This is a genomic window from Shimia thalassica (genome assembly GCF_001458215.1).
Lineage (GTDB): Bacteria > Pseudomonadota > Alphaproteobacteria > Rhodobacterales > Rhodobacteraceae > Shimia > Shimia thalassica.
Genome location: NZ_CYTW01000002.1, coordinates 89,829 through 112,871, shown reverse-complemented (window position 1 = coordinate 112,871; position 23,043 = coordinate 89,829). Strand labels below are relative to the sequence as shown.

Annotated in this window: 18 protein-coding genes; 8 read left to right on the top strand and 10 right to left on the bottom strand. The window is 56.5% G+C overall.

Annotated features, from left to right (window positions below; all coding sequences use genetic code 11):
- The first annotated feature begins 51 nt into the window (after window positions 1-51).
- The 4 genes from PH7735_RS10410 (at window position 52) to ilvN (ending at window position 4,942) form a co-directional block, all read left to right on the top strand.
- Window positions 52-1,476, top strand: coding sequence for a cache domain-containing protein (locus PH7735_RS10410; RefSeq protein ID WP_058311318.1), 1,425 nt, complete (start codon window positions 52-54; stop codon window positions 1,474-1,476).
- Window positions 1,473-2,123 carry a response regulator transcription factor gene (locus tag PH7735_RS10405; protein WP_058311317.1) on the top strand — a complete coding sequence of 217 codons (651 nt, stop codon included), beginning with the start codon at window positions 1,473-1,475 and terminating at the stop codon, window positions 2,121-2,123. The genes PH7735_RS10410 and PH7735_RS10405 overlap by 4 nt, the downstream gene beginning before the upstream one ends.
- A gap of 489 nt (window positions 2,124-2,612) precedes the next feature.
- Window positions 2,613-4,367: an acetolactate synthase 3 large subunit gene (locus PH7735_RS10400; RefSeq protein WP_058311316.1), complete on the top strand. Its 1,755-nt coding sequence runs from the start codon at window positions 2,613-2,615 to the stop codon at window positions 4,365-4,367.
- Window positions 4,368-4,378: 11 nt separating this feature from the next.
- Window positions 4,379-4,942, top strand: coding sequence for an acetolactate synthase small subunit (ilvN, locus tag PH7735_RS10395; RefSeq protein WP_058311315.1), 564 nt, complete (start codon window positions 4,379-4,381; stop codon window positions 4,940-4,942).
- Between the two features lie 123 nt (window positions 4,943-5,065).
- Here ilvN and PH7735_RS10390 read toward each other — a convergent pair whose 3' ends face one another.
- A complete protein-coding gene (locus PH7735_RS10390; protein WP_058311314.1) occupies window positions 5,066-5,434 on the bottom strand; it encodes a hypothetical protein in 369 nt (122 codons plus the stop codon).
- Between the two features lie 227 nt (window positions 5,435-5,661).
- Between PH7735_RS10390 and PH7735_RS10385 the strand changes: the two genes are divergently transcribed.
- Window positions 5,662-6,474, top strand: coding sequence for a helix-turn-helix domain-containing protein (locus tag PH7735_RS10385; RefSeq protein ID WP_306341226.1), 813 nt, complete (start codon window positions 5,662-5,664; stop codon window positions 6,472-6,474).
- An 89-nt stretch (window positions 6,475-6,563) separates the two neighbouring features.
- On the opposite strand, the gene PH7735_RS10380 is transcribed toward PH7735_RS10385, so the two are convergent.
- The 6 genes from PH7735_RS10380 to PH7735_RS10355 all read right to left on the bottom strand — a co-directional run bounded on the left by PH7735_RS10380 (window position 6,564) and on the right by PH7735_RS10355 (window position 15,425).
- The gene (locus PH7735_RS10380) at window positions 6,564-7,379 is read right to left on the bottom strand and encodes a DUF2189 domain-containing protein (RefSeq protein WP_058311313.1); all 816 of its coding nucleotides are present in this window, start codon (window positions 7,377-7,379) and stop codon (window positions 6,564-6,566) included.
- A gap of 57 nt (window positions 7,380-7,436) precedes the next feature.
- Window positions 7,437-8,855: an amidase gene (locus PH7735_RS10375; RefSeq protein WP_058311312.1), complete on the bottom strand. Its 1,419-nt coding sequence runs from the start codon at window positions 8,853-8,855 to the stop codon at window positions 7,437-7,439.
- Between the two features lie 102 nt (window positions 8,856-8,957).
- Complete coding sequence (gene prfB, locus PH7735_RS10370) at window positions 8,958-10,082, bottom strand: peptide chain release factor 2 (RefSeq protein WP_058311311.1); 1,125 nt, start codon at window positions 10,080-10,082, stop codon at window positions 8,958-8,960.
- 136 nt (window positions 10,083-10,218) lie between these two features.
- Window positions 10,219-12,774, bottom strand: a complete 2,556-nt coding sequence (locus tag PH7735_RS10365) for a penicillin-binding protein 1A (protein WP_058311310.1) — start codon at window positions 12,772-12,774, stop codon at window positions 10,219-10,221.
- 120 nt (window positions 12,775-12,894) lie between these two features.
- The gene (locus PH7735_RS10360; RefSeq protein ID WP_233488300.1) at window positions 12,895-14,142 is read right to left on the bottom strand and encodes an N-acetylmuramoyl-L-alanine amidase; all 1,248 of its coding nucleotides are present in this window, start codon (window positions 14,140-14,142) and stop codon (window positions 12,895-12,897) included.
- 131 nt (window positions 14,143-14,273) lie between these two features.
- On the bottom strand, window positions 14,274-15,425 hold the full coding sequence (locus tag PH7735_RS10355) for a pyridoxal phosphate-dependent aminotransferase (RefSeq protein WP_058311828.1): 1,152 nt from the start codon (window positions 15,423-15,425) through the stop codon (window positions 14,274-14,276).
- Here PH7735_RS10355 and PH7735_RS10350 point away from each other — a divergent pair.
- Together PH7735_RS10350 and PH7735_RS10345 are read left to right on the top strand one after the other, a co-directional pair.
- Window positions 15,373-16,803 carry a M48 family metalloprotease gene (locus PH7735_RS10350; protein ID WP_233488299.1) on the top strand — a complete coding sequence of 477 codons (1,431 nt, stop codon included), beginning with the start codon at window positions 15,373-15,375 and terminating at the stop codon, window positions 16,801-16,803. The two genes, PH7735_RS10355 and PH7735_RS10350, sit on opposite strands and share 53 nt — an antisense overlap.
- An 11-nt stretch (window positions 16,804-16,814) precedes the next feature.
- On the top strand, window positions 16,815-17,561 hold the full coding sequence (locus tag PH7735_RS10345; protein ID WP_145865315.1) for a DsbA family protein: 747 nt from the start codon (window positions 16,815-16,817) through the stop codon (window positions 17,559-17,561).
- A 105-nt stretch (window positions 17,562-17,666) separates the two neighbouring features.
- On the opposite strand, the gene ispG is transcribed toward PH7735_RS10345, so the two are convergent.
- The 3 genes from ispG to hemA form a co-directional block, all read right to left on the bottom strand.
- A complete protein-coding gene (gene ispG, locus PH7735_RS10340; RefSeq protein WP_058311308.1) occupies window positions 17,667-18,788 on the bottom strand; it encodes a flavodoxin-dependent (E)-4-hydroxy-3-methylbut-2-enyl-diphosphate synthase in 1,122 nt (373 codons plus the stop codon).
- A gap of 86 nt (window positions 18,789-18,874) precedes the next feature.
- Window positions 18,875-20,080 carry a helix-turn-helix domain-containing protein gene (locus PH7735_RS10335; protein WP_058311307.1) on the bottom strand — a complete coding sequence of 402 codons (1,206 nt, stop codon included), beginning with the start codon at window positions 20,078-20,080 and terminating at the stop codon, window positions 18,875-18,877.
- Between the two features lie 112 nt (window positions 20,081-20,192).
- Window positions 20,193-21,416: a 5-aminolevulinate synthase gene (gene hemA, locus PH7735_RS10330; RefSeq protein WP_058311306.1), complete on the bottom strand. Its 1,224-nt coding sequence runs from the start codon at window positions 21,414-21,416 to the stop codon at window positions 20,193-20,195.
- Between the two features lie 225 nt (window positions 21,417-21,641).
- On the opposite strand from hemA, the gene PH7735_RS10325 reads away from it, so the two are divergent.
- Window positions 21,642-23,033: a dipeptidase gene (locus PH7735_RS10325; protein WP_058311305.1), complete on the top strand. Its 1,392-nt coding sequence runs from the start codon at window positions 21,642-21,644 to the stop codon at window positions 23,031-23,033.
- Window positions 23,034-23,043 lie beyond the last annotated feature (10 nt).

The following is a 23,043-nucleotide window of genomic DNA, read 5'->3' as shown; positions in this document are numbered from 1 at the left end:
ATATCAAATCATGGCTATGATTCGTGCCCCAATCCACGTAACGAATCGAATATGCGCCGTTTTCTTTCGCTTCTACGTTTGTCTTACGGACAAAAGTTGTTTCTGCTTGCGACTCTTCCGCTCGTTCTTGCGGTCGCGGCCATTTCCGTTCTCGTGGCAAATCAATCCAGACAATTGGCCGACCGCGAAATCAAGGCTCTGGAAATTCAGCTGATCGAAGCCAAGAAAGCCGAGCTCAAAAACTATATCTCGATTGCGCGGACCGCTTTTGTAAACATCTATGGCCGCGCCGCGCCGGATGATGAAGAGGCAAAACTGGCGGTGACACAGATCTTGTCGTCCATGATCTATGGACAGGACGGGTACTTCTTTGTGTTCGACTATGAGGGCAACAACCTTGTCAGCCCGCGCCAGACCTATTTGATCGGCAAGAACTGGACCGGCCTCGAAGATTTGAACGACATCCCGATCACGGACGAGCTGATCCGGATTGCGCGTCAGGGCGGCGGCTATCACACCTATGACTGGCCCAAACCCTCGTCACGCGAAACCGCACGTATTGTGACCTATGTTGTGGGCCTTCAGGACTGGCAATGGGCGATCGGCACCGGCATCTTTATCGATGACGTGCTGGAAACCGTTGCTGCTGCGCGCGCCGAAGTCGAAAACAGGGTGCGCCGGACCTCCGGCTATATTCTGGCGATCACCGTCGCGGCGCTGATCTCGGTCTTTATGTCGGGCCTTGTGATCAACATCCGCGAACGGCGTTTGGCGGACGCAAAACTCAAAAAGTTGACCCAGCGCGTGTTCGATGCGCAGGAAGAAGAGCGTGGCCGCGTTGCACGTGAACTGCATGACGGGATCAGCCAGCTTCTGGTGGGGGTCCGCTATGCCCTCGACAGTGCCCGCAGGCGCTTTAAGTCGGGTGATGACCGGGCGCTTGAAACACTGGACAAGGGCATCGACCACCTGTCAGGCGCCATTCAGGAAGTGCGCCGGATCAGCCGGGATTTGCGCCCCGGTGTTCTTGATGATCTCGGGTTGGGCCCTGCTCTCAAGGCGCTGACAGATGATTTTGCCGTGCGCACGCATATTGAAACCGAATTCCATACTGTGGTGTTTCGCAACCGCTTAGACAAAGATGCAAAAAATGCGTTATATCGGATTGCGCAGGAAGCGCTGACCAATATCGAACGGCATTCAAACGCCACGCATGTCACAATCAATGTGCGCGGCCACAAAAATGGAGCGACCTTGCGGATCGCAGATAACGGAACAGGGATGTCCCCAGACGCGACCAGCCGATCCGCGCCCGGACTGGGACTGCGAAACATGCAGGAACGCGTAGAGCAGCTGGAAGGCTCGTTGCGCCTGTATTCCAGCCGCTCGGGAACCATCATCGAAGCCGAAGTTCCCCTGTCGCATATGTTGCAGCCCGAAGAAGAGTCGCCGGACAACAGGAAGGCAAGTGCATGAATTCTGAACCCGTCCGTGTCGTGATTGTCGATGACCACCCGATGGTGGCAGAGGGAATCCAATCAATTCTGGAAAGCTATGACGACATCAATGTCATCGGCACCCTGTCGAATGGCCGCGAAGCGGTTGACCAGATGAAACAGCTTGCGCCGGACGTGGTGTTGATGGATCTCAACATGCCGGAAATCGGCGGGCTGACCGCAACCGAAATGCTGCTAGAGGCAAAACCGGACACGCGCATCCTGATCCTGTCGATGCATGACAGCCCGGAATATATCTCAACCGCGCTCTCGCATGGCGCGATGGGATATATCCTCAAAGATGTGCCGACGGACGAAATCAAAACGGCCATCGATGTGGTCATGCAGGGTGGCAGGTATCTGTGCACCGGCGCCCAAGGCTCGTTAGAACCCCAAGACGACACGGACCGCGAACCTTTGACAAGCCGTGAACAAACCGTTTTGCTTCAATTGGCGCAAGGCAAATCCAACAAGGAAGTGGCCAACGCCTTGGATATTTCGGTGCGTACTGTGGAAACCCACCGCAAGAATATCAAACGCAAACTCGGCATCAGTTCGACCGCCGGCCTCACGCGCTATGCGATGGAACACGGTGTTTTGCAGGGAACAGGCGTCGGCGGTCTCTGATCCGCGCCGTGCCCCAACCGTCGGCTTTTTCATTTCAGACACCACAAAGACACGCGGCGGATCACAGGGATCACGCGTGTCTCTGGCCGTGCGTTGATTCTTTCTTCGGGAATTCGAGATTTGCGTTCATGGGAGTTTTCGCTGCCTTGAAACACCTTGGAAAGCCCAATTCACCCACCAAATTACCGCATATGTCCGCATTGATGTGATTTTGCGCAACTAATGAAAAGATTTTGACCGCCAAAGGACACTTTCAGCGATCTTTTTGCGCCTGCAGCAAGATTTCGCGGTTGACGCCCCCGCAGGACACTCATAATGTCCGGCCACGCATTCGAAGGAGCAACCGACATGCAATCGCTAGTCGTCGTCATTGGATCAAGGCGCATGGGCCGGTAACGGACACCATAACGGTACCCCATGCGCCCCCGTCAGACGATCGGGGGCTTTTTTATGCGTATGAATATTGTGACGTTGTAAACGGAGAGACACATGACACGTCAGATGACCGGAGCAAGAATGGTCGTTCAAGCCCTCAAGGATCAGGGTGTGGACACAGTTTTCGGATATCCCGGCGGGGCTGTCCTACCTATTTATGACGAAATTTTTCAGCAGAACGATATCCGTCACGTTCTGGTGCGCCACGAACAGGGCGCTGTGCATTCGGCCGAAGGCTATGCGCGTTCAACCGGCAAGGTTGGCGTTGCACTGGTTACATCAGGCCCCGGCGCAACAAACGCGGTGACCGGTCTGACCGATGCGCTGCTGGATTCGATCCCGATTGTTGTTCTGTCGGGACAGGTGCCCACATTCATGATTGGGTCGGACGCGTTCCAAGAGGCCGACACCGTTGGCATCACGCGCCCCTGCACCAAACATAACTGGCTGGCGAAAGACACGTCGACCCTGTCGGGCACAATCCATCAGGCCTTCCATGTGGCACGCTCTGGTCGTCCCGGTCCGGTTCTTGTGGACATTCCAAAAGACGTCCAGTTTGCGAGCGCCGACTATACCGCGCCTCAGGCCGTCAACACGTCGAACTATCAGCCACAGCTGAAAGGTGACATCGAATCGATCACCGAACTGGTTGAAGCGCTGGAAAAAGCCGAACGCCCTGTATTTTACACAGGCGGCGGCGTGATCAACTCGGGCGCGGCGGCATCGCAATTGCTGCGCGAGCTGGTTGATGCAACTGGCATTCCGATCACGTCGACCTTGATGGGTCTCGGCGCCTATCCTGCGTCCGGCAAAAACTGGTTGGGCATGCTGGGCATGCACGGTCTTTACGAAGCCAACATGGCGATGCACGACTGCGATCTGATGATCAACATCGGCGCCCGTTTCGATGACCGGATTACCGGCTTGATCGAGGCGTTCTCGCCCGGTTCGAAAAAGGCGCATATCGATATCGATCCTTCGTCCATCAACAAGGTGATCCGCGTCGATATTCCGATTGTTGGTGATGTTGGACATGTTCTGGAAGACATTCTGAAAATCTGGAAGGCACGTGGCCGCAAAACCAACAAAGAAGCTTTGGTCAAGTGGCAGGCACAGGTCGACAAATGGCGCGAAACCGATTGCTTGTCCTTCAAGCAGGAAGGCAAGATCATCAAGCCGCAATACGCGTTGCAGCGCCTTGAGGCCCTGACCAAAGACCATGACCGCTATATCACCACTGAAGTTGGCCAGCACCAGATGTGGGCCGCCCAATATCTTGGGTTCGAAGATCCGAACCGCTGGATGACATCCGGTGGATTGGGAACCATGGGCTATGGTTTCCCGGCTTCGATCGGCGTGCAAATGGCGCATCGCGACAGCCTTGTGATCAATGTGGCGGGAGAAGCGTCCTGGTTGATGAACATGCAAGAGCTGGGCACTGCGATGCAGTTCCGCCTGCCCGTCAAACAGTTCATCCTGAACAACGAACGACTGGGCATGGTACGTCAGTGGCAGGAGTTGCTGCATGGCGAACGCTACAGCCATTCGTGGTCCGAAAGCCTGCCTGACTTCGTCAAGCTCGCCGAAGCCTTTGGTGCCAAAGGCATCCAGTGTAGTGATCCCGATGATCTGGACGATGCAATCATTGAAATGATCAACCATGACGGCCCCGTGATCTTCGACTGTCTGGTTGAAAAGCACGAAAACTGTTTCCCGATGATCCCATCAGGCAAGCCGCACAACGAAATGCTTCTCGGCGAAGCTTCGACGCAGGGTGCGATCGAAGCTGGCGGCGCGGTTCTGGTGTAAGGAGAAGAAAGATGGCTGCTCTAAAAATCAAAAAAGGCTCGTCCAAACACTCGGCCTATAACCTGCGCCCGAACTTCTCGGATGTTCAGGAAACCCACACGCTGGCGGTTCTGGTCGACAACGAACCGGGTGTTCTGGCCCGTGTGATTGGCCTGTTTTCCGGACGTGGTTACAACATCGAAAGCCTGACCGTGGCCGAGGTGGACCATCTGGGACACCAGTCGCGCATCACAATCGTGACCAAGGGGACCCCGCAGGTCATCGAACAGATCAAGGCACAGCTGGGCCGGATTGTGCCAGTGCACGAAGTGCACGACCTCACCGTTGATGGCCCCTCGGTAGAGCGCGAACTGGCCCTGTTCAAAGTGACGGGAACAGGTGAAAAGCGTGTTGAAGCGCTGCGTCTGGCGGATATCTTTCGCGCAAACGCGGTCGACAGCACACTCGACAGCTTTGTGTTCGAAGTGACCGGCGCGCCCGAGAAAATCGACGCGTTTGCAGACCTGATGCGGCCTCTTGGCCTTGTCGAAGTGGCCCGCACCGGGGTTGCTGCATTGTCGCGCGGCGCCGAATAAAACAAATGTGTTGAACACGGCCCGTAGGCGCCGTCACAACAAAAAAGGGCCCCTTACGGGGCCTTTTTCGTGTCCAGAGTGACGCCAACAAGTGATCTTATGCGGTGCAGCTTTCGGAGAGCGTCACGCCAAAACCATCTGGCGGTGCGACGGTTCTTTGCGATCCCGACGCGCAAAAGGAATGATATCAGCAGTGCCCAACCGTGCGGCCTTGGGGGCGGCAACCTTGTCCGGTTGCTGAGGAGCCGCGGCCGCCTGTAAATCACCGGGGAGATGCGCATATGCGCCCTGCTCTATCCGACGCGGATTTTTGGCATACCGTAGGTGCCGTTCTTGTTGCAATTCGAACTGCACCAAGTCGCCTGCATCAAGGTCAACAATATCTACCGGTGTATCCGTTCCTCCGTTGAAATACGCCAGATCGCCCTGATCTTCACACCAAATCACGGCTTTGTTGTCCAAACTATCGCTCCATAAAACCACGCCAAGCATTTGAGAACACTCTCCTTTCTGCCTCTTAACCAAGTGTCACAAATGTTTGGCCCGGGCGACATGGAAAATTGCGCGTCGATAGCACCGGAATTGTGTCGACATTGCCTCAACTTGATGCAAAACTGCGTCAACATGATGTGAAGTCGCGTCAAAGTCTCTATAGGCTAAGATACTGACACGCGTCATGCGTGAAACTCTAAAATAGTGTCCAACCGGAGAGAGAAGCGTTGACGAAGACAAACGAGCAGTCTGGACTGATTTCGCCCTCAGAGTTGCGAAAAATGTTCGGCGCGAACCTCCGAATCCTTGCCGACACATATCCTTCGGTCTCACAGCTGTGCCGCGAACTGGGAATCAACCGGACCCAATTCAATCGCTATCTGTCGGGCGAAAGCTTCCCGCGCCCCGATGTTCTTCATCGGATCTGCACGTTTTTTGAGGTGGATGCGCGCATCCTGCTCGAGCCTATTGAAAAACTTGCCACGGAACGCTCGGTTTTGAACCATCCCCTGATCGCGGATTATGTCGGCACGGGCATGACCGACATTCCTCAGGATGTGTTTCCAGATGGATTTTACCGCTTTTCGCGTCGAAGCTTTACAGAATCCGACTTGATTATCACTGGGTTGGTCTATGTCTTCCGCAAAGACAAACACACATTCATCCGTGGTTTTGAAGCGAAAGAAGCAATGCGCCAACAGGGCCTTCCTACGGACCCTAAAACCCGCGAGTTCCGAGGTGTTTGCCTACCGCAGGAAGATGGTGTCGGGGCCTTAGTTTCCCACAAAAAGACGATGGCAACGTCCTTCAACTATCTCAGCCGCGTCGCCTCGTTCCAGAATCACTACTGGATCGGTTATGCCACCCGCACCGTGCGGGAAACGGTCAATGGATGCCGCGCAGCGCGTCTTGTCTATGAACACCTCGGCAAAGACACGGGCGCCGTGCTCGCCGCCGCAAGAACAGTCGGTTTTTGCACCGCCGAAGAGCTTATCCCCTATCATCGCAAACTGTTGCAGCTGGATCGCCCTTTTGCCTGAATAACGTCAGGTTCTTTCAACCTGACGCCGTTTCGATCAAGTCGCGCACAAATCAAGCCTTCGGGCTTTGATGTGGTGCGGCCTTGGCGTCAGGCCTCTAGTGCTTGCGCGGAACCTTCTGTGTCAGTCACGCGCCCGGCCCGTTTTATCAGGGCGTAAAGGTGCCATGTTGCATGCCCCAACACAGGCAAAACAATCAGCAGCCCCAAGAACGCCGGAGCCATTGCGACAAATGTCGCCACCGAGATAATCACGGCCCACACAAGCATTATGACAAAATGGGCCTGCACATATTGAAAGCTGGTGATCATGGCAGTGACAAAATCAATTTCTCTATCAAGCAACAAAGGAAGTGAAAGAACCGTTATCATAAACAGCAGCAAGGCAAAAAAGGCGCCGACCGTTGTCCCGACCGCTAACATCGTCAGACCATTCACCGTGGTATAGACCTCGAATGACGACGACACGTTGGTCATGGTCGACAACCCCAGAAACAAGGCAAAGATCATGTGCGCCAGGAAGAACCAGAACAGAAACACGATCACAATCACCGCACAGATCGAAGGCATCTGGCGTTTGCTTTGCCTGCCGATCACGCCAAAGATCGCATAGACGTCCATTGCCCTGCCTTCTTCCAGCCGACGAGATACTTCATAAAGCCCGACAGCAGCAAAGGGCCCAAGCAGCGGAAACCCGATTGCCGCAAAAACCAACCAGTAGCTTTGTCCGGTTTGCACGGTAATCCACGCCAGAATCCAGCCAACGATCACATAAAAGCTCGCAAAGATCAGGCCGAAACCCGGCTTGGTCAGAAAGTCCCGCCACCCCAGTCGCAGCGCCTCTTTCAACATGGCGGTATTGACGTCTCCCAGTTCGGGTACACCCTGTTTTGGCGTTTCCGGCATCCATTCCTCCCAAAATGTCTGTCTTTTCAACGATAAGAACCGCTGACTAGAAACAAATCAACCGTGTTGAATGTGTCGGGGGGGTATATCGGGCCAATGAGTCGCAGCATGATAGGTCTGCGCCGCGTTCAACAGGGCCAGATCGTCGCCTTTGCGGGCAAAGACCTGCATCCCCATCGGAAGACCTGCCGCGCCAAACCCGCAAGGCACGGAAATGCAGGGCACTCCGGCAAGGCTGACAGGAACGACGACTTCCATCCAGCGGTGATAGGTGTCCATGAAATGTCCTGCGACCTCTTTCGGCCAATCCCAATCGGCCGGAAACGGCCAAACCTGCGCAGAAGGCAGAACCAGAAAATCATATGTCTCGAACAGGCTTGCCAGTGTGGCAAACCACTTCGACCGTATCGCGCCCGCCTTGGCGATGGCTTGGCCATCCAGAGACAGTCCTGCTTCGACCTCCCAAATCGCAGCAGGCTTGAGCAAATCACAGGTCTCCGGGTTCTTGAAGTATTGCCCCAGCTCGTTCGCAACGGCCCAGTGCCGCAAAACGGTCCAGCTGTGCCACAACTCTTCTGCGGAGAACGGCGGCGCCACAGGCGTGACAACTGCCCCCAGAACCGCAAATGCCGACAAGCCCGCTTCACACTGGGAAAGAACACCGTCCTCCATCGGATAGGCCCCACCCCAGTCAGCAAGCCACCCGATGCGCATCCCCTCGAGCCGGTCAGGTGCTTGCAAGGTCCAGTCTTGCAACGGCGCGTTGTGCGGCACCCGTGGATCGGGTTGGGCAATGACTTCCATCAAAAGCGCCAGATCCCGAGGCGAACGGGCCATCGGGCCATTTGTCGAAAGCTGCTGTAGAAACGTCTCGCCATCCGGACCCCGCGGGATCACGCCCCAACTCGGCCGGAAACCATAGACGTTGCAGAACGCTGCCGGATTGCGAAGTGATCCCATCATGTCCGACCCATCGGCCAACGCCACCATACGCGTCGCCAGTGCCGCAGCGGCCCCGCCAGACGATCCACCCGCCGTCACATCCGTATTATAGGGGTTTCGCGTCACGCCATGCACGGGATTATAGCTGTGCGATCCAAGGCCAAATTCGGGGACATTGGTTTTGCCGATGAAGATCGCACCGGCCTCTCGCAAATGATGCACCATGGGGCTGTCTTTTGGGGCGATCCTGTCTTTGAAGATTGGGGACCCTTCGCTGTGCGCCATGCCTGCAACCGACTCGAGTTCCTTGACCGCGAAAGGCAGGCCAAACAAGGCCCCCTTCGGCCCCGCGACATCTGCGGCGCGCGCCTGCTCCAGAAGATGTTCACTGTCATGCAAGGATATCAGCGCGTTGATGCTGCCGTTTACCTCGGCAATGCGCTCAAGTGTTGCGCGCATCACGTCTTCGCATGACACATCGCGCGACCTTAGCGCCGCCACGAGATCCACCGCCTCTTGATTCAGTACCTGCATCACATGCCCCTCACGTTTTCCCTTATAACGATGAAAGGCCCTGCGATTTAACGCAAGGCCCGTCTTTCGAGGTCATAGAAGATGTTGGAACAGGCTTCGGTGTTAGTCCGTCTGCGCGTCGGCGCGGCTTTTGCCGGCAACATCCAGCGCCAGTGTCGCTGCCATGAGGCCATCCAGATCGCCGTCCAGAACACCCTTGGTGTCCGAGGTTTCAAAATTCGTCCGCAGATCTTTTACCATCTGATAGGGCTGCAGAACATAAGACCGGATCTGGTTGCCCCAGCCTGCGTCGCCTGCGTTCTCGTGCACTTCGTTAACAAGCGCGGAACGCTTGTCCAACTCGATCTGATACAGGCGCGATTTAAGCGCCTTCATGGCGATATCACGGTTTTGGTGCTGGGACTTCTCGGAACTGGTCGTAACGATCCCTGTGGGGTGGTGCGTGATCCGCACGGCCGAGTCGGTGGTGTTCACGTGCTGCCCACCCGCACCCGATGACCGGTAGGTGTCGATGCGGATATCGGAAGGATTGACCTCGATCTCGATATTGTCATCCACAACAGGATAAACTTTGACAGAGGTGAAGGACGTATGGCGTTTGGCGGCGGAGTCAAACGGCGAAATACGCACGAGACGATGCACACCGGATTCAGACTTTAGCCAGCCATAGGCGTTGTGCCCCGAAATCTTGTAGGCGGCGGATTTGATCCCGGCTTCTTCGCCAGAGGTCTCGGATTGCAATTCAACCTTATAGCCCTTTTTCTCGGCCCAACGGACATACATCCGCGCCAGCATGGACGCCCAATCGCAGGATTCCGTTCCCCCTGCCCCCGAGTTGATCTCGAGAAAGGTGTCGTTGCTGTCGGCTTCCCCATCCAGAAGCGCCTCAAGCTCTTTCTTGGCGGCTTCCACAGCCAGTGCCTTGAGCGCGTCTTCGGCTTCCGAGACAACTTCCTCATCCTCTTCCATCTCGCCCATTTCAATAAGCTCGATGTTGTCGTTCAGGTCGGTCTCGATGGATGTCACGGTCGCCAAAGCGTCGACCAAATTCTGGCGTTCGCGCATCAGCTTTTGCGCCGCTTCAGGGTCATTCCAAAGGTCAGGATCTTCGACGCGTGCGTTGAATTCTTCCAACCGGTACTGGGCCGTTTCCCAATCAAGGCGCTGACGCAACAGCTCCAACGATTTGTTGATTTCCGCAACAGTGTTCTGGGTTTCAGCGCGCATCGGGGGATCCGTTTCTTTGGGGTCAGATCAGGGTGATAAACCACCCGTCGGGCGCGGGCAAGGCAATGCAAAGAGGTTCTTGGCAATTCCGACCGCGCGAAAGGCCGTGAAGCGGGCCAATGGGCCCGCCCTCAGATTAGTACAAGCCGCCGGAGCTCAGTGTTCCGAAATCTGCCTTCGGTCCAACCACGGCCTTTTTGCCGCTCGAGGTGGTGACTTCGCGCCCGCCATAAGCCTCGACTTCTTTCACCAAAGGCAGATTGGCGCCCATGGCAAAACCGCCATCATAGGTGATACCGAAAATCGGCTCTTCGCCATCCCGGAAATACTCGGCAACCACGTTGGCACCGCTGGCATCATTCGCAAGGCGCGCACCAGAGAAGCGGTCAATCTTGATAAAGTGCCCACCGGGTGGCACGCGGAACTTACCCGAACCGTATTTGGCGATGGCTTCTTCCATGAACTCCTGGAACACCGGACCACATGTATTGCCGCCATAAGTGCCCCGCCCCAAAGGACGCGGACGGTCGTACCCGATATAGCAGCCGGCCACCAAGGTATTGGTAAATCCGACGAACCAAACGTCTTTGGCTTCGTTGGTGGTGCCGGTCTTCCCCGCAACGGGGACAGGCAAATCAATCGCGCTTGATGCTGTTCCGCGGTTCACGACGCCCTGCATCATCGATGTCAGCTGATACGCCGTGATGCCGTCCATCACACGTTCGCGGTTTGACAGAATGCGCGGGCTGCGGTCTTCGGCAATTGCGGGGTTATCACAATCGGTGCAATCGCGCTGATCGTGGCGATAGATCGTTTCACCATAGCGGTCCTGCACACGGTCCACCAAGGTCGGCTCGACGCGTTCGCCGCCATTGCCGAACATGGCATAGGCCGCAACCATTTTGAACAACGTGGTTTCTTCGGAGCCGAGTGAGTTCGCAAGGAACTGGCCCATGTTCTCATAGACACCAAAGCGTTCCGCATAATCCGCGACAACATCCATGCCGACTTCCTGCGCCAAACGAATGGTCATCAGGTTCCGCGAAAACTCGATGCCCGTGCGCATCGGCGTGGGGCCGTAGAATTTGTTTGACGAGTTCCGAGGACGCCAAACGCCCTGCGGCGTGTTGATTTCAATCGGAGCGTCAATCACGATGGTTGCAGGGCTATAGCCGCTGTCCAGCGCCGAGGCATACACAAAGGGTTTGAACGAAGACCCCGGTTGGCGTTTGGCCTGCGTGGCGCGGTTAAAGACCGAATCCTGATACGAGAACCCGCCCTGCATCGCGATCACACGGCCGGTGTTCACGTCCATCGCCATGAAACCACCCTGCACTTCGGGCACCTGTCTCAGGGTCCAGCGGATAAAGCTGCCGTCGTCGTCCTGTGTCATGCGACGCACCAGAACAACGTCCCCTTTTTCAAGAAGATCGCCCGCGACGGTGGCTTTCTTGCCGCGGCTGCCATCGCTCAGAACCTTGCGGGCCCATTGCGCATCTTTGGCGGGAATGAAATGTCCGTCCGCGTCATCTTCCACGCCTTCAATCCCGATGCGGGCATCGTTTTTGCCCACCTCGAGAACAACAGCCGGATACCAGCGCCCTTCCAGATCAACGTCGCGCGGCACATCAACCGAGGCCAGAGCCTCGCGCCAAGTGGCTTCATCACCCAAAACCTCAAGAGGCAGGGATTCGCGGGTCCCGCGCCACAGACCGAGGCTGCGGTCATATTTCTCAAGCGCACGTTGCAGCGCATGCGCCGCGATCTTCTGCATTTCGGGATCAACGGTGGCACGAACAGTCATCCCGCCCGAGAAGAATTCATCCTCGCCAAAGTCCTGACTAAGCTGACGACGGATTTCGTCTGTGAAATAGTCGCGCGATGGCAGGGTTGATCTGAAACTGTCAAAATCGCCGTTCTGAACCGAGCGCAATGGCTTGGCTGCCTCGGATTCATACGTGGCGACGGTGATGTATTCGTTCTCGGACATTTCCTTGAGAACGAAGTTCCGACGCGACAACACACGGTCATAGTTGCGCACAGGGTGGAACTTGCCCGGGGCCTTTGGCATCGAGGCCAGCGTCGCCGCTTCGTGGGGTTCGAGATCGGACAGGGATTTGTTGAAATAGGTCTGCGCTGCCGCAGCCACCCCGTAAGAGTTCTGGCCGAGGAAAATTTCGTTCAGGTACAGTTCGAGAATCTGGTCTTTGGACAGGGTTTCTTCGACCCGTGTGGCCAGAATGATTTCCTTGATCTTGCGTTCGATCTTGCGGTCACCACTCAGCAGAAAGTTCTTCATAACCTGCTGTGTGATCGTCGACGCGCCCCGTACATCACGGCCACGCGACTGAATCGCTTCGACACCAGCGGCGGCAATACCCCGCGCGTCATAGCCGGAGTGGTGATAAAAGTTCTTGTCTTCCGCCGAGATGAAGGCCTGTTTCACGAGATCAGGAATTTCATCCGCAGGCACAAACAAACGCCGCTCTTTGGCGAATTCGTCAATGATCTGCCCCTCTCCCGAATAAATCCGACTGATCGTTGGAGGCTTATATTGCGCAAGGCTTTCATGGCTGGGCAATTCCCGACCATAAATCCAGAAAACCGCACCAATAGACAGCGCGACCACGGCAAGACCCATCGTCACAAACGTGAAAATGGTTCCGAAAAAGGAAAGAATGGCTCTCAGCACCGGTGGTCTCTCAATCGCGCTAGTAACATTAGGTGTTCTGCCTCTATATAGGCAGCTATCGAAGGGGTCAAAACACAACGGCATGACCTGTGGGCGTCTTTTTGCCGTATCCTGTGGTTTTTATTGGCGAACGAGATCGCGCAGCACTTTGTCCTCACCGATCCAGAGCTGCAATCCATCGCGCAGGCCCCCGGCCACAGCCGCGCGCCAGTTCGGATCCTGAAGCAGTGCAAAATCCCTGTCGGACGACAAAAAGCCCACTTCGATCAGAACAGAAGGCACATCTGCCGCTTTCAGAACCGAGAAACCCGCCACTCGAAGAGGTTTGCGGTTGAGCGGTCCTGCCGCCTCGTCCAATGCCTCGACAAGCGAGGTCGCCAGCAATTGGGTTCTTGGTTGTGTTTCAAGTCGTGCCAGATCCAGCAGCACGTCTGCCACTTCGTCTTCTGCGCCCGTCAGATCAATGCCTGCCAGTATATCAGCGCGATCATGGCGTTGTGCCAGAATCGCAGAGGCCTTGTCGCTGGCCTCATCGGCAAGAACATAAACCGTCGCCCCTGAGGCATGCCCCTGTTGCAACGCATCTGCATGTAACGAGATAAACAGATCGGCCTGTACTTCGTGGGCAATCGATACCCGCCGCTCGAGCGAGACAAAAACATCGTCATCGCGCGTCAGGATCACTTCAAAGTTTCCAGACCGGCGCAGGGTATCGCGAATTTCCCGCGCAAATTGCAGCATCAGGTCCTTTTCAAGGACGCCGCCCCTTTGGGCCCCCGGATCAATTCCGCCATGTCCGGGATCAAGAACAATCACGACCGGTGCCCACGCAGGTCGGTCCTCGCGGCCCTGTCCAACCGGCACTGTGGGTTCCGGGAGGTCCCAGCGGGGATCATTGGGCGCGCCGGTGCCTTCTGCATAGGTTTCGGCGTCAACCGGAAGCAGCTCGATATTCAGACCAGCGGTTCCGGTCTCTTCATTCACGACCATACCGGCGCGCGCCACTGCAAGTGGGGCATCAAGCAGCAAGATCATCCGGCTCCAACCGGGACGGAACTGGCCAAAACGGATCTCTTGTACACCCTCGACACTGCCGAGGTCCTGCGCGGAAAAACCTGTCCAGTCGATCTCGCGAAAATCAAGAACCAGACGTTTGGGAGTGTCGAGCTGAAAGACGCGCCAAGGCACCCCCTGAGACAGCGCAAGGTCAAGCGTCACGGTCCCGCGACGCTCTTGTGTCAGCTGGCTTGCCCGACCATCCACCCGCGCAAGGCCGGAAAAGTCCTGCGCGGCGGCCATGCCTGCCAGCCAGAATGACACCAACACTGCAACCAGTCTGCTCATCGCCACTTTGGGCCCTGTTTTCATTTCGAACACTCGCACCCTAGACCAACCTCGGTTCCGGAACCACCGCTGCTTCTTTCCGTGTGGCGCCGGCACCCGACAGCACAACGGAAACGCCGTTTTTTTTCAGCTTACACACCGTTCTCTGACCTGTGTCAGGCAAACCCGCGCTTCGCCATGAAGCGCTTCAGCCTCTCAAGACCCTCGGCGATATCTGCACTGGAACGCGCATAGGAGAATCGCAACGTGCCCGCGCCGCGAACCGGATCAAAATCCAGACCAGGCGTCACCGCCACGCCAGCCTCGTCCAGAATTTCGCGGGCAAAGGCGCGGCTGTCGTTCGTGAACTGGCGCACATCCACATAGAAATAGAACGCACCGTCCGGAGGCGCAAAACGGGTAAAGCCGGCCTTTGGCAACCCTTCGATCATCAGGTTTCGGTTGGTCTTGTACACTTCCATGTTGGCCTGCAATTCCTCGTGGCAATCCATCGCGGCCAAGGCCACGGTCTGGCTTGCGTGAGGGGCGCAAATGAACATGTTTTGCGCCAGACGCTCGATCATCCGGACATGATCTTCCGGCACAACCATCCAGCCGACGCGCCACCCCGTCATCGAGAAATACTTTGAAAACGAGTTGATCACATAACACTCGTCCGTGATCTCGAGCGCGGTCACCGCTTTGGCCTCGTATTCGATACCATGATAAATTTCGTCGCTGATAAAGGCCGCGCCTTTGGCCGCGCAGGCCTCAATCAAGGCCGACATGGCGGGCTTGTCCAACATCGTTCCGGTCGGGTTCGCGGGCGACGCAACCATCAGCCCCTGCACATCCATTTCTGCAAAATCTGACGGCACAGGTTGAAGCCGGTTGGCATCAGACGTCTGTAAATCAACGGGTTCCAGAGACAGAGCTTTGAGAATTTGCCGGTACGAGGGATACCCCGGCGCGCCAATCGCCACCTTGTCACCGGCATTGAACAAGGCCGTGAACGCCAGCAGGAAAGCGCCGGATGAACCGGGGGTGACAATCACCCGCGCCGGATCAAGGTCCACATTATACCACTCGCCGTAAAGCTTTGAAATACGGGCACGCAGCTCAGGAATACCAAGGGCAACCGTATAGCCCATCGCGTCAGACTGCATGTCTTCGCTCAGCTTGCGACGCGCGCCTTCGGGTGCTGCCGTACCCGGTTGTCCGACCTCCATATGGATAATGTGCCGCCCGTCGGCCTCGGCCTGACGTGCCGCTTCCATGACATCCATCACAATAAAGGGATCAACCATCCCGCGCCTTGAGTTCCGCATCTTTTTCGTCCCTATTGTCGCCATGACCTTTCACCGCGAAACCATCGCGCCGTCAATGCGTTTGCACCAGCTTTTCCTTGTCGGTTTGCTGGCTTTGGTTATTTGGCTCATGTCAAAGCCCGCGTGGGCCGTTTCGCTGATCCGTGATCCTGATATCGAACATGCCCTGCAACAGGTGGCCCAACCGGTTTTGTCCGCTGCGGGTCTGGGCGGGTCTGTGAAAATACTGGTTGTGAATGACAATTCCCTCAATGCCTTTGTTCTCGACCAACAACACATCTACATTCACCTGGGCATGCTGATGAAGATGGAAAACGCCGGCATGTTGCAGGCCGTGATCGCCCATGAAGCCGCCCACATTCGCAACGGTCATATCGCGCGTCGAATTGCAAACCTTGGTACGGCGCGTTCTGCGGCCGGACTGGGAACCGCCCTTGCATTGGCGGTTGCTGCGGCCACCGGAAACGCGGCCGCTGCCGGCATTGCATTGGGGGCGCAGTCCGCAGCCGAACGCCGGTTTCTGGCGCACACCCGCGCCGAGGAAGCCTCTGCCGACAATTCAGGCGCGCGCTTTATGACGAATGCGCATATCGATCCCGAACATGCGGTGGATGTTCACAAGCTCTTTCGCGGGCAAGAATTGCTTAATGTGTCCCGACAAGACCCCTACGTGCGGTCGCACCCCCTGACGCGGGATCGAATTCGCGCGATGGAAGCTTATGCCAACGCCTATAAGGGCAAGATCGCGCCACAGCCCGAGGCGGACTACTGGTTCATCCGCGCCAAGGCCAAAGCGCTTGCCTTTACACGCGCGCCGAACTGGAACTTGAGAAAAGTCTCATCAATCCCCTACGAAGACGTGCGCCTTATGGCCAAGGCGGCTGCCTATCTGCGCCTGTCCGATCGCGAACAGGCCCTGTTCAACATCGACGCCGCGATTGCACTTCGTCCCAAAGATGCTTTCTTTTATGAACTGAAGGGGCAGATCCTGTCCGACACACGCCAGTTTCAGGCTGCGGTTCCCGCGTACAAAAAGGCGGCAGAGCTTGCCCCGAACAACGCCCTGTGCCTTGCCGGGTATGGCCATGCATTGCTAACAGCGGGACAGACAAAAGAAGCCCTTGCCGTGCTCGAGGCCGCACGGTCACGTGATTTCCGAAATGCGCGGCTTTTGCGCGACCTCGGATCGGCTTATGCAAAAGAAGGTCAAAACGGTATGGCATCCCTTGCCGTGGCAGAACGCTATGCCCTGCAAGGGCGTCTGAAAGATGCCGAAATCCACGCCAAACGCGCCAGCGCTCTTTTGCCGACTGGCTCTGGGGCATGGCGTCGTGCAGAAGATATTGTTAAAGCCGCCAAACGTGCGCGCACAAAATGATGGAGACACAGATGATCAGAAAACTCGCCACTGCCGCTGCATTCGGCCTTGCCGCCCTGCCAGCGCTGGCGCTGGATCTCGACAAGATGAGCGATGCTGACCGCAGCGCTTTCCGGGCCGAAATTCGCGCCTACCTTTTGGACAATCCAGAAGTCATCATGGAAGCGGTGCAAATTCTCGAGCAACGCCAGGCCGAATCCGAAGCCGCACACGACTTTTCGCTTGTCGAGAAATACGCCGATCCCATCTTTTCCGACGGCTACTCTTGGGTTGGCGGAAACCCCAATGGCGACATCACGCTGGTTGAGTTCGTGGATTACCGCTGTGGTTATTGCCGGCGGGCCCATGACGAGGTGCAGCAATTGGTGGACACCGACGGCAACATTCGTTTGATCCTGAAGGAGTTCCCCATTCTGGGCGAGCAATCAACGCTCTCGTCGCAGTTTGCGATTGCCGTAAAACAATTGAACGGGGACGACGCCTATAAACAGGTGCACGACGCATTGATCTCTTTCAAAGGCGACGTCAACACAACGGCGCTGTCGCGACTGGCCGATACCATGGGCTATGACGGACAGGCCCTTTTGGCGCACATGGCCTCGCCTGCCGTGGCGGATGAAATCGCGCAAACCCGACAGCTTGCCGGTGCTCTGAACATTTCAGGCACCCCCACATTCGTGATGCAGGATCAGCTTTTGCGCGGCTACCTGCCGTATCGCAACATGAAAGCGCTTGTTGAAGAAAAACGCGGCAACTGATCGCGATGCCCGCCGCGCCTATGGGCGCGGCGCGGCCCAACCCCTTAAAGGGTCATCGCCCTTTGGCGATGGGCTTTCAGGGGGCGGGAGAGCCCTTGAAACGGACTAGTCTTCCTGTGCCAGAGATGCTTCGATCTCGGCAGCTTTCTTTTCAACTTGCGACACGATCTCTTCGACCATCTGCTCGTTGCTGAGCTTATGGCTCTGCTTGCCTGCAAGATACACCATGCCAGACCCTGCCCCGCCGCCTGTAAAGCCGACATCCGTCATCAGGGCTTCTCCGGGGCCATTCACGACACAGCCGATAATCGACAGGCTCATCGGCGTGTGGATATGGGCCAGCCGGTTTTCCAGCGCTTCGACGGTTTTGATCACGTCAAATCCCTGTCGCGCACAGGACGGACACGAAATGATGTTTACACCACGATGCCGCAGCCCAAGGGATTTCAGGATTTCAAACCCGACTTTGACTTCTTCAACGGGATCTGCGCTCAGGCTGACGCGCAATGTATCCCCGATGCCCATCCACAAAAGCTGACCCAGCCCGATTGCGGATTTGATCGTCCCGCTGACAAAACCACCCGCCTCGGTCACGCCAAGGTGGATGGGGGCATCGGTGGCCTCTGCCAACTGTTGGTAGGCCGCAGCGGTCATAAACACGTCGGACGCCTTGACGCTGATTTTGTACTCGTGAAAATCGTTGTCCTCGAGAATACGGATATGTTCGAGACCGCTTTCGACCATCGCGTCGGGACAGGGCTCTCCGTATTTATCAAGAAGGTGCTTTTCCAGCGATCCGGCATTCACACCGATACGGATCGAACATCCGTGGTCTTTTGCGGCCTGGATCACTTCTTTGACGCGTTTTTCGTCACCGATATTCCCGGGATTGATGCGCAGACAAGCAGCGCCCGCTTCGGCAGCTTCAATCGCCCGTTTATAGTGGAAATGGATATCCGCCACGATCGGCACAGGGCTCTCGCGGACAATTTCCTTGAGGGCTGCCGTGGATGACGCATCCGGTGTCGATACGCGCACGATATCTGCGCCCGCTTCAGCAGCTTGCAAAACCTGCCCAACGGTGGCTTTCACATCCGACGTGTCGGTGTTGGTCATGGTCTGAACAGCAATCGGGGCATCTCCGCCCACCATGATATTGCCAACGCGAATCTGGCGGGATTTCCGCCGTTCGATGTTGCGCCAAGGACGGATGTGATTCATCGACATGAAAGGCTCCTTTTCCCGCATCGCGGACAAAGCCTATTTAGGTCGTTCAGATCAAAGGGGCAATGCACGAGACCGTGCCAAGGTGATTATTCCTCGGCCGGACCAGCGCTTGTTCTGGCTTCGGCCAGCGAAATGACTTCTTGCAAAGCCGGGTCTGCGGTCATGTCAGCGGGTTCATACTGTTCTTCCAGCGACGCAACAGAAAGCTCGACGTTGCGCAGCGTGCCAGTGCCCTCGCCCAAAGGACCGTGCAACACACCGTTCACTTTGACATAGACCGATCCGCCCATACCAGCCCGCAGCAATGGGGCCAGCTCGGTTTGGGGCACAACGTATTCTTCCCCGGCATTCAGGATTTTCTCAAACAGGACAGATTTGTCCGCTGCGCTTACACGCACCCAAGCCGGACGCACAGCCATCAGAACAACGTCCGGTGCCGCAGGTTCAACAACTTGCGGAATGCTGCGCTGCTCTTGCGGCGCCTCGTGTGACACCATGACAGGCAGATCAGGTGTAAACACCCCGACCGAGGCCGGATCCAGTGTCGAGATTGGCGCATCGCGCGCCACCATCACAGGCACATCCAGCGCCTGCGGGCGATACAGCCGGTCAAGCGTATCGCTGGGAGGTGTGAAAACACTCGCCACATCTTGGGCGGCGGTCGTTTCGACTTCGGTTGTTTGCGCCGCGTTCACGGGATCCAGATCATACAAAACAACAGGTGTCTGTTCTACAGGGGCCAGTTTGACGCGCTGGATTTCGTTCAACACCGCCCAGCCGCCATATCCCAAAGCCGCAATCAAGGCGACCAGAACCACAGAGGAACCCAACGCCTGCGGCTCGATCCGCGACAGGATCGATTCACGTGCGGGTGTAAACGGCATCGCCATCATTCCGCCAGCATCGCTTTCGGTGGCGGGTTGGGCAAACATGCTGCTGGATTTCTGGATGGTTGATGCTTCGGCAGACATCCCATGCGCCGTCGCAAAGCCGCTTTCCTGACAGAACACTTCAAAGGCCTGATCCGGATTCATGCCAAGATAGCGCGCGTAAGACCGCACATATCCGGCGATAAAGCCGGGGGTTTCAAAAACAGATGGATCGGAATTTTCGATGGCAGCGATATAGGCCGCGCGAATACGAAGTTCGCGTTGTACATCCAGCAAAGATTTTCCAAGAGTGGCCCGCTCACCGCGCATCTGGTCACCCAAGCGCAAATCGTAGTCATCAAAGCCTTTTGGGCCTTCGTCAACCTCTGCGGTATCTTCGCGCTGGTTTTTGCGCCTGATCATCGTATTGCTGCCCCACTGCCATTGCCGAACTCTTCAATCCCCGATTCGAGTTCGCGTCGTTTGTTGAGGCGAATCTACCACAGTGCAACAGAAATTGCACCGCAGCAGTTGCTTATCCGGCCATTTCGGCACGATTCAGCGCACAATGCGACCAAAGCTGATCCATTGCGCTCACAAGTTTGTCCATTTCGCGTGGACCGTGAACCGGTGAAGGCGTGAAGCGCAAACGCTCGGTGCCGCGTGGAACAGTCGGGAAGTTGATCGGCTGCACATAGATTCCGAACTCATCCAGCAGCATATCCGACAGCGCCTTGGTATGAACCGGGTCACCCACGATCACCGGCACGATATGTGAACCGTGGTCGATGATCGGCAAGCCCATCCCCTTGAGACGCAGTTTCAGAACCTTCGCCTGATCCTGATGCTTGTTGCGGCGTTCCTGATCCGTTTTCAGGTGACGCACAGAGGCCGCAGCCCCCGCAGCAACAGCAGGCGGCAGAGACGTCGTAAAGATAAATCCGGGCGCATAAGACCGGATCGCATCACACATCTTGGGCGAAGCGGCGATATAGCCACCCATGACGCCATATGCCTTGGCCAGTGTTCCGTTGATGATGTCGATTCGATGCGCCAGATTATCCCGCTCGGTGACCCCGCCACCGCGTGGCCCGTACATGCCAACAGCGTGCACTTCGTCGATATAGGTCAAGGCGCCGAATTCGTCGGCAACATCGCAAATTTCTTCGATTGGCCCAAAATCGCCATCCATCGAATAAACCGATTCGAATGCGATCAATTTGGGGGCGGCCGGATCGTCGGCTGCAATCAGTTCGCGCAGGTGCGCCACGTCATTGTGCCGGAACACGCGTTTTGCGCCACCATTGCGGCGCACGCCTTCGATCATCGACGCATGGTTCAGTTCATCCGAATAGATGATCAGACCGGGAAACAGCTTGGGCAAGGTGGACAGGGTCGCATCATTAGCGATGTAGGCACTTGTGAACAACAAGGCGGCCTCTTTGCCATGAAGGTCGGCAAGCTCCGCTTCGAGACGCTTGTGATACACAGTGGTGCCCGAAATATTGCGCGTACCGCCAGAACCGGCGCCCGTGGCGTCAAGAGCCTCGTGCATCGCCGCAAGCACGACAGGGTGCTGCCCCATGCCGAGATAGTCATTGCCACACCACACGGTGATGGGCTGCTGCGTGCCGTCGGGGCGATTCCAAACGGCGTGAGGGAAATTCCCCTGTTCCCGCTCGATGTCGATAAAGGTCCGGTAACGGCCCTCATCATGCAGGCGCTGAATCGCTTCATCGAGCTTCGCACTATAGTCCACTGGCTTCCCTCCTTGACGGGTTGCTGACGCACACACGTATCATAGCCTGCATATGAATAATACAAACATCAGGAAAGGTGTAATATGCGTCGTTTCCAGAAAATAGGTTACATTTTGCCGCTTTTTGCACTTTGACCTGAATCAAGGGTTCCGATCGGAAACTGGACAGTGCGAATGACGGTGTTAGGGTCCGCGATAAATAACTTAGCAAACAGGACCCCGGATATGTCACTCGACACCGTACTGAATCGTATTGATTCCGAACTCGACACCTCGATCGAGCGCCTTTGCGATTTTCTGAGGATTCCCTCCATTTCCACGGACCCCGCATTTAAGGCCGATGTGGACCGTGCGGCGGATTGGCTGGTGAATGACCTGCAAACCATCGGAATCACAGCGGAAAAACGCACAACCCCGGGCCATCCCATGGTCGTCGGGCATGTGGGGCAGGATCTTGGTGACACAGTACCTCACGTTCTTTTTTACGGGCACTATGACGTTCAGCCGGTTGATCCTCTCAACCTGTGGACCCGCGAACCCTTTGACCCGGCCATCGAAGAAACAGAGCATGGTCCGGTCATCCGTGGGCGTGGTTCGTCCGATGACAAAGGGCAACTTATGACTTTTGTAGAGGCCTGCCGCGCGTGGAAAGACGTGCACGGGTCCCTGCCCTGCCGCATCACTTTCTTTTTTGAGGGGGAAGAAGAATCAGGGTCGCCATCGCTGGTTCCCTTCCTCGAGGCCAATAAGGATGAGCTGAAAGCAGACCTCGCCCTTGTCTGTGATACCTCGATGGTATCACGCGGCGTTCCCTCGATTTCGTCGCAATTGCGGGGCATGGTCAAAGACGAATTCACCATCGTTGGCCCGCGCATTGACCTGCATTCCGGTCACTATGGTGGCCCCGGCCTGAACCCGCTGCGCGAACTGTCCAAGATCGTAGCGTCATTCTATGACGACGAAACCGGTAAGGTCGCCGTCGACGGTTTTTATGAAGGCGTGCACGACGTTCCCGCAGAACAGTTGGCACAATGGCAGGGCTGTGGCTTTGATGAAGCCGACTATCTCGGCTCGGTTGGCTATACGCAGCCGCATGGAGAAGTGGGCTATTCCACGCTGGAACAGCAATGGGCGCGTCCAACCCTCGAGGTCAACGGCTTGTGGGGCGGCTATAATGGTGCCGGATCCAAAACCGTGATTCCCTCCGAGGCCCACTGCAAGATCACTTGCCGCCTTGTTGGTGACATGGACCCGGATGCCCTGCGCGACAAGATTCGCAAACATGTCGAAGACCGCCTCAGCCCCGATGCCAAAGTGGTCTGGGACAACGATCTGGATGGCTCTCCTGCCTCGGTGATGAATATCTCACGCCCCGAATTCGAGGCCGCACGCACCGCCCTGTCGGCAGAGTGGAACCGCGAAGCGGTGTTTGCCGGTATGGGGGGCTCGATCCCTGTGGTTGGTTACTTCAACACGGTTTTGGGAATGGATTCGATGCTGGTGGGTTTCGCGAATGACGATGACGCCATCCACTCTCCAAACGAGAAATACGACGTGAAAAGCTTTCACAAGGGCATGCGCAGCTGGGCGCGCATTCTGGACGAGCTGACCAAGTAAAGTTCGAAGA

Excerpts from the sequence above, each read along its gene's own strand:
- ilvN (WP_058311315.1), top strand. The coding sequence starts at position 4,379 with ATGGCTGCTCTAAAAATCAAAAAAGGCTCGTCCAAACACTCGGCCTAT.
- PH7735_RS10355 (WP_058311828.1), bottom strand. The coding sequence starts at position 15,425 with ATGCGGAACTCAAGGCGCGGGATGGTTGATCCCTTTATTGTGATGGAT.
- PH7735_RS10400 (WP_058311316.1), top strand. The coding sequence starts at position 2,613 with ATGACACGTCAGATGACCGGAGCAAGAATGGTCGTTCAAGCCCTCAAG.
- PH7735_RS10360 (WP_233488300.1), bottom strand. The coding sequence starts at position 14,142 with ATGAAAACAGGGCCCAAAGTGGCGATGAGCAGACTGGTTGCAGTGTTG.
- PH7735_RS10350 (WP_233488299.1), top strand. The coding sequence starts at position 15,373 with ATGACATCCATCACAATAAAGGGATCAACCATCCCGCGCCTTGAGTTC.
- PH7735_RS10345 (WP_145865315.1), top strand. The coding sequence starts at position 16,815 with ATGATCAGAAAACTCGCCACTGCCGCTGCATTCGGCCTTGCCGCCCTG.
- ispG (WP_058311308.1), bottom strand. The coding sequence starts at position 18,788 with ATGTCGATGAATCACATCCGTCCTTGGCGCAACATCGAACGGCGGAAA.
- PH7735_RS10390 (WP_058311314.1), bottom strand. The coding sequence starts at position 5,434 with ATGCTTGGCGTGGTTTTATGGAGCGATAGTTTGGACAACAAAGCCGTG.
- PH7735_RS10405 (WP_058311317.1), top strand. The coding sequence starts at position 1,473 with ATGAATTCTGAACCCGTCCGTGTCGTGATTGTCGATGACCACCCGATG.
- PH7735_RS10335 (WP_058311307.1), bottom strand. The coding sequence starts at position 20,080 with ATGATCAGGCGCAAAAACCAGCGCGAAGATACCGCAGAGGTTGACGAA.
- PH7735_RS10375 (WP_058311312.1), bottom strand. The coding sequence starts at position 8,855 with ATGCAGGTACTGAATCAAGAGGCGGTGGATCTCGTGGCGGCGCTAAGG.
- PH7735_RS10410 (WP_058311318.1), top strand. The coding sequence starts at position 52 with ATGCGCCGTTTTCTTTCGCTTCTACGTTTGTCTTACGGACAAAAGTTG.
- PH7735_RS10325 (WP_058311305.1), top strand. The coding sequence starts at position 21,642 with ATGTCACTCGACACCGTACTGAATCGTATTGATTCCGAACTCGACACC.
- PH7735_RS10380 (WP_058311313.1), bottom strand. The coding sequence starts at position 7,379 with ATGCCGGAAACGCCAAAACAGGGTGTACCCGAACTGGGAGACGTCAAT.
- prfB (WP_058311311.1), bottom strand. The coding sequence starts at position 10,082 with ATGCGCGCTGAAACCCAGAACACTGTTGCGGAAATCAACAAATCGTTG.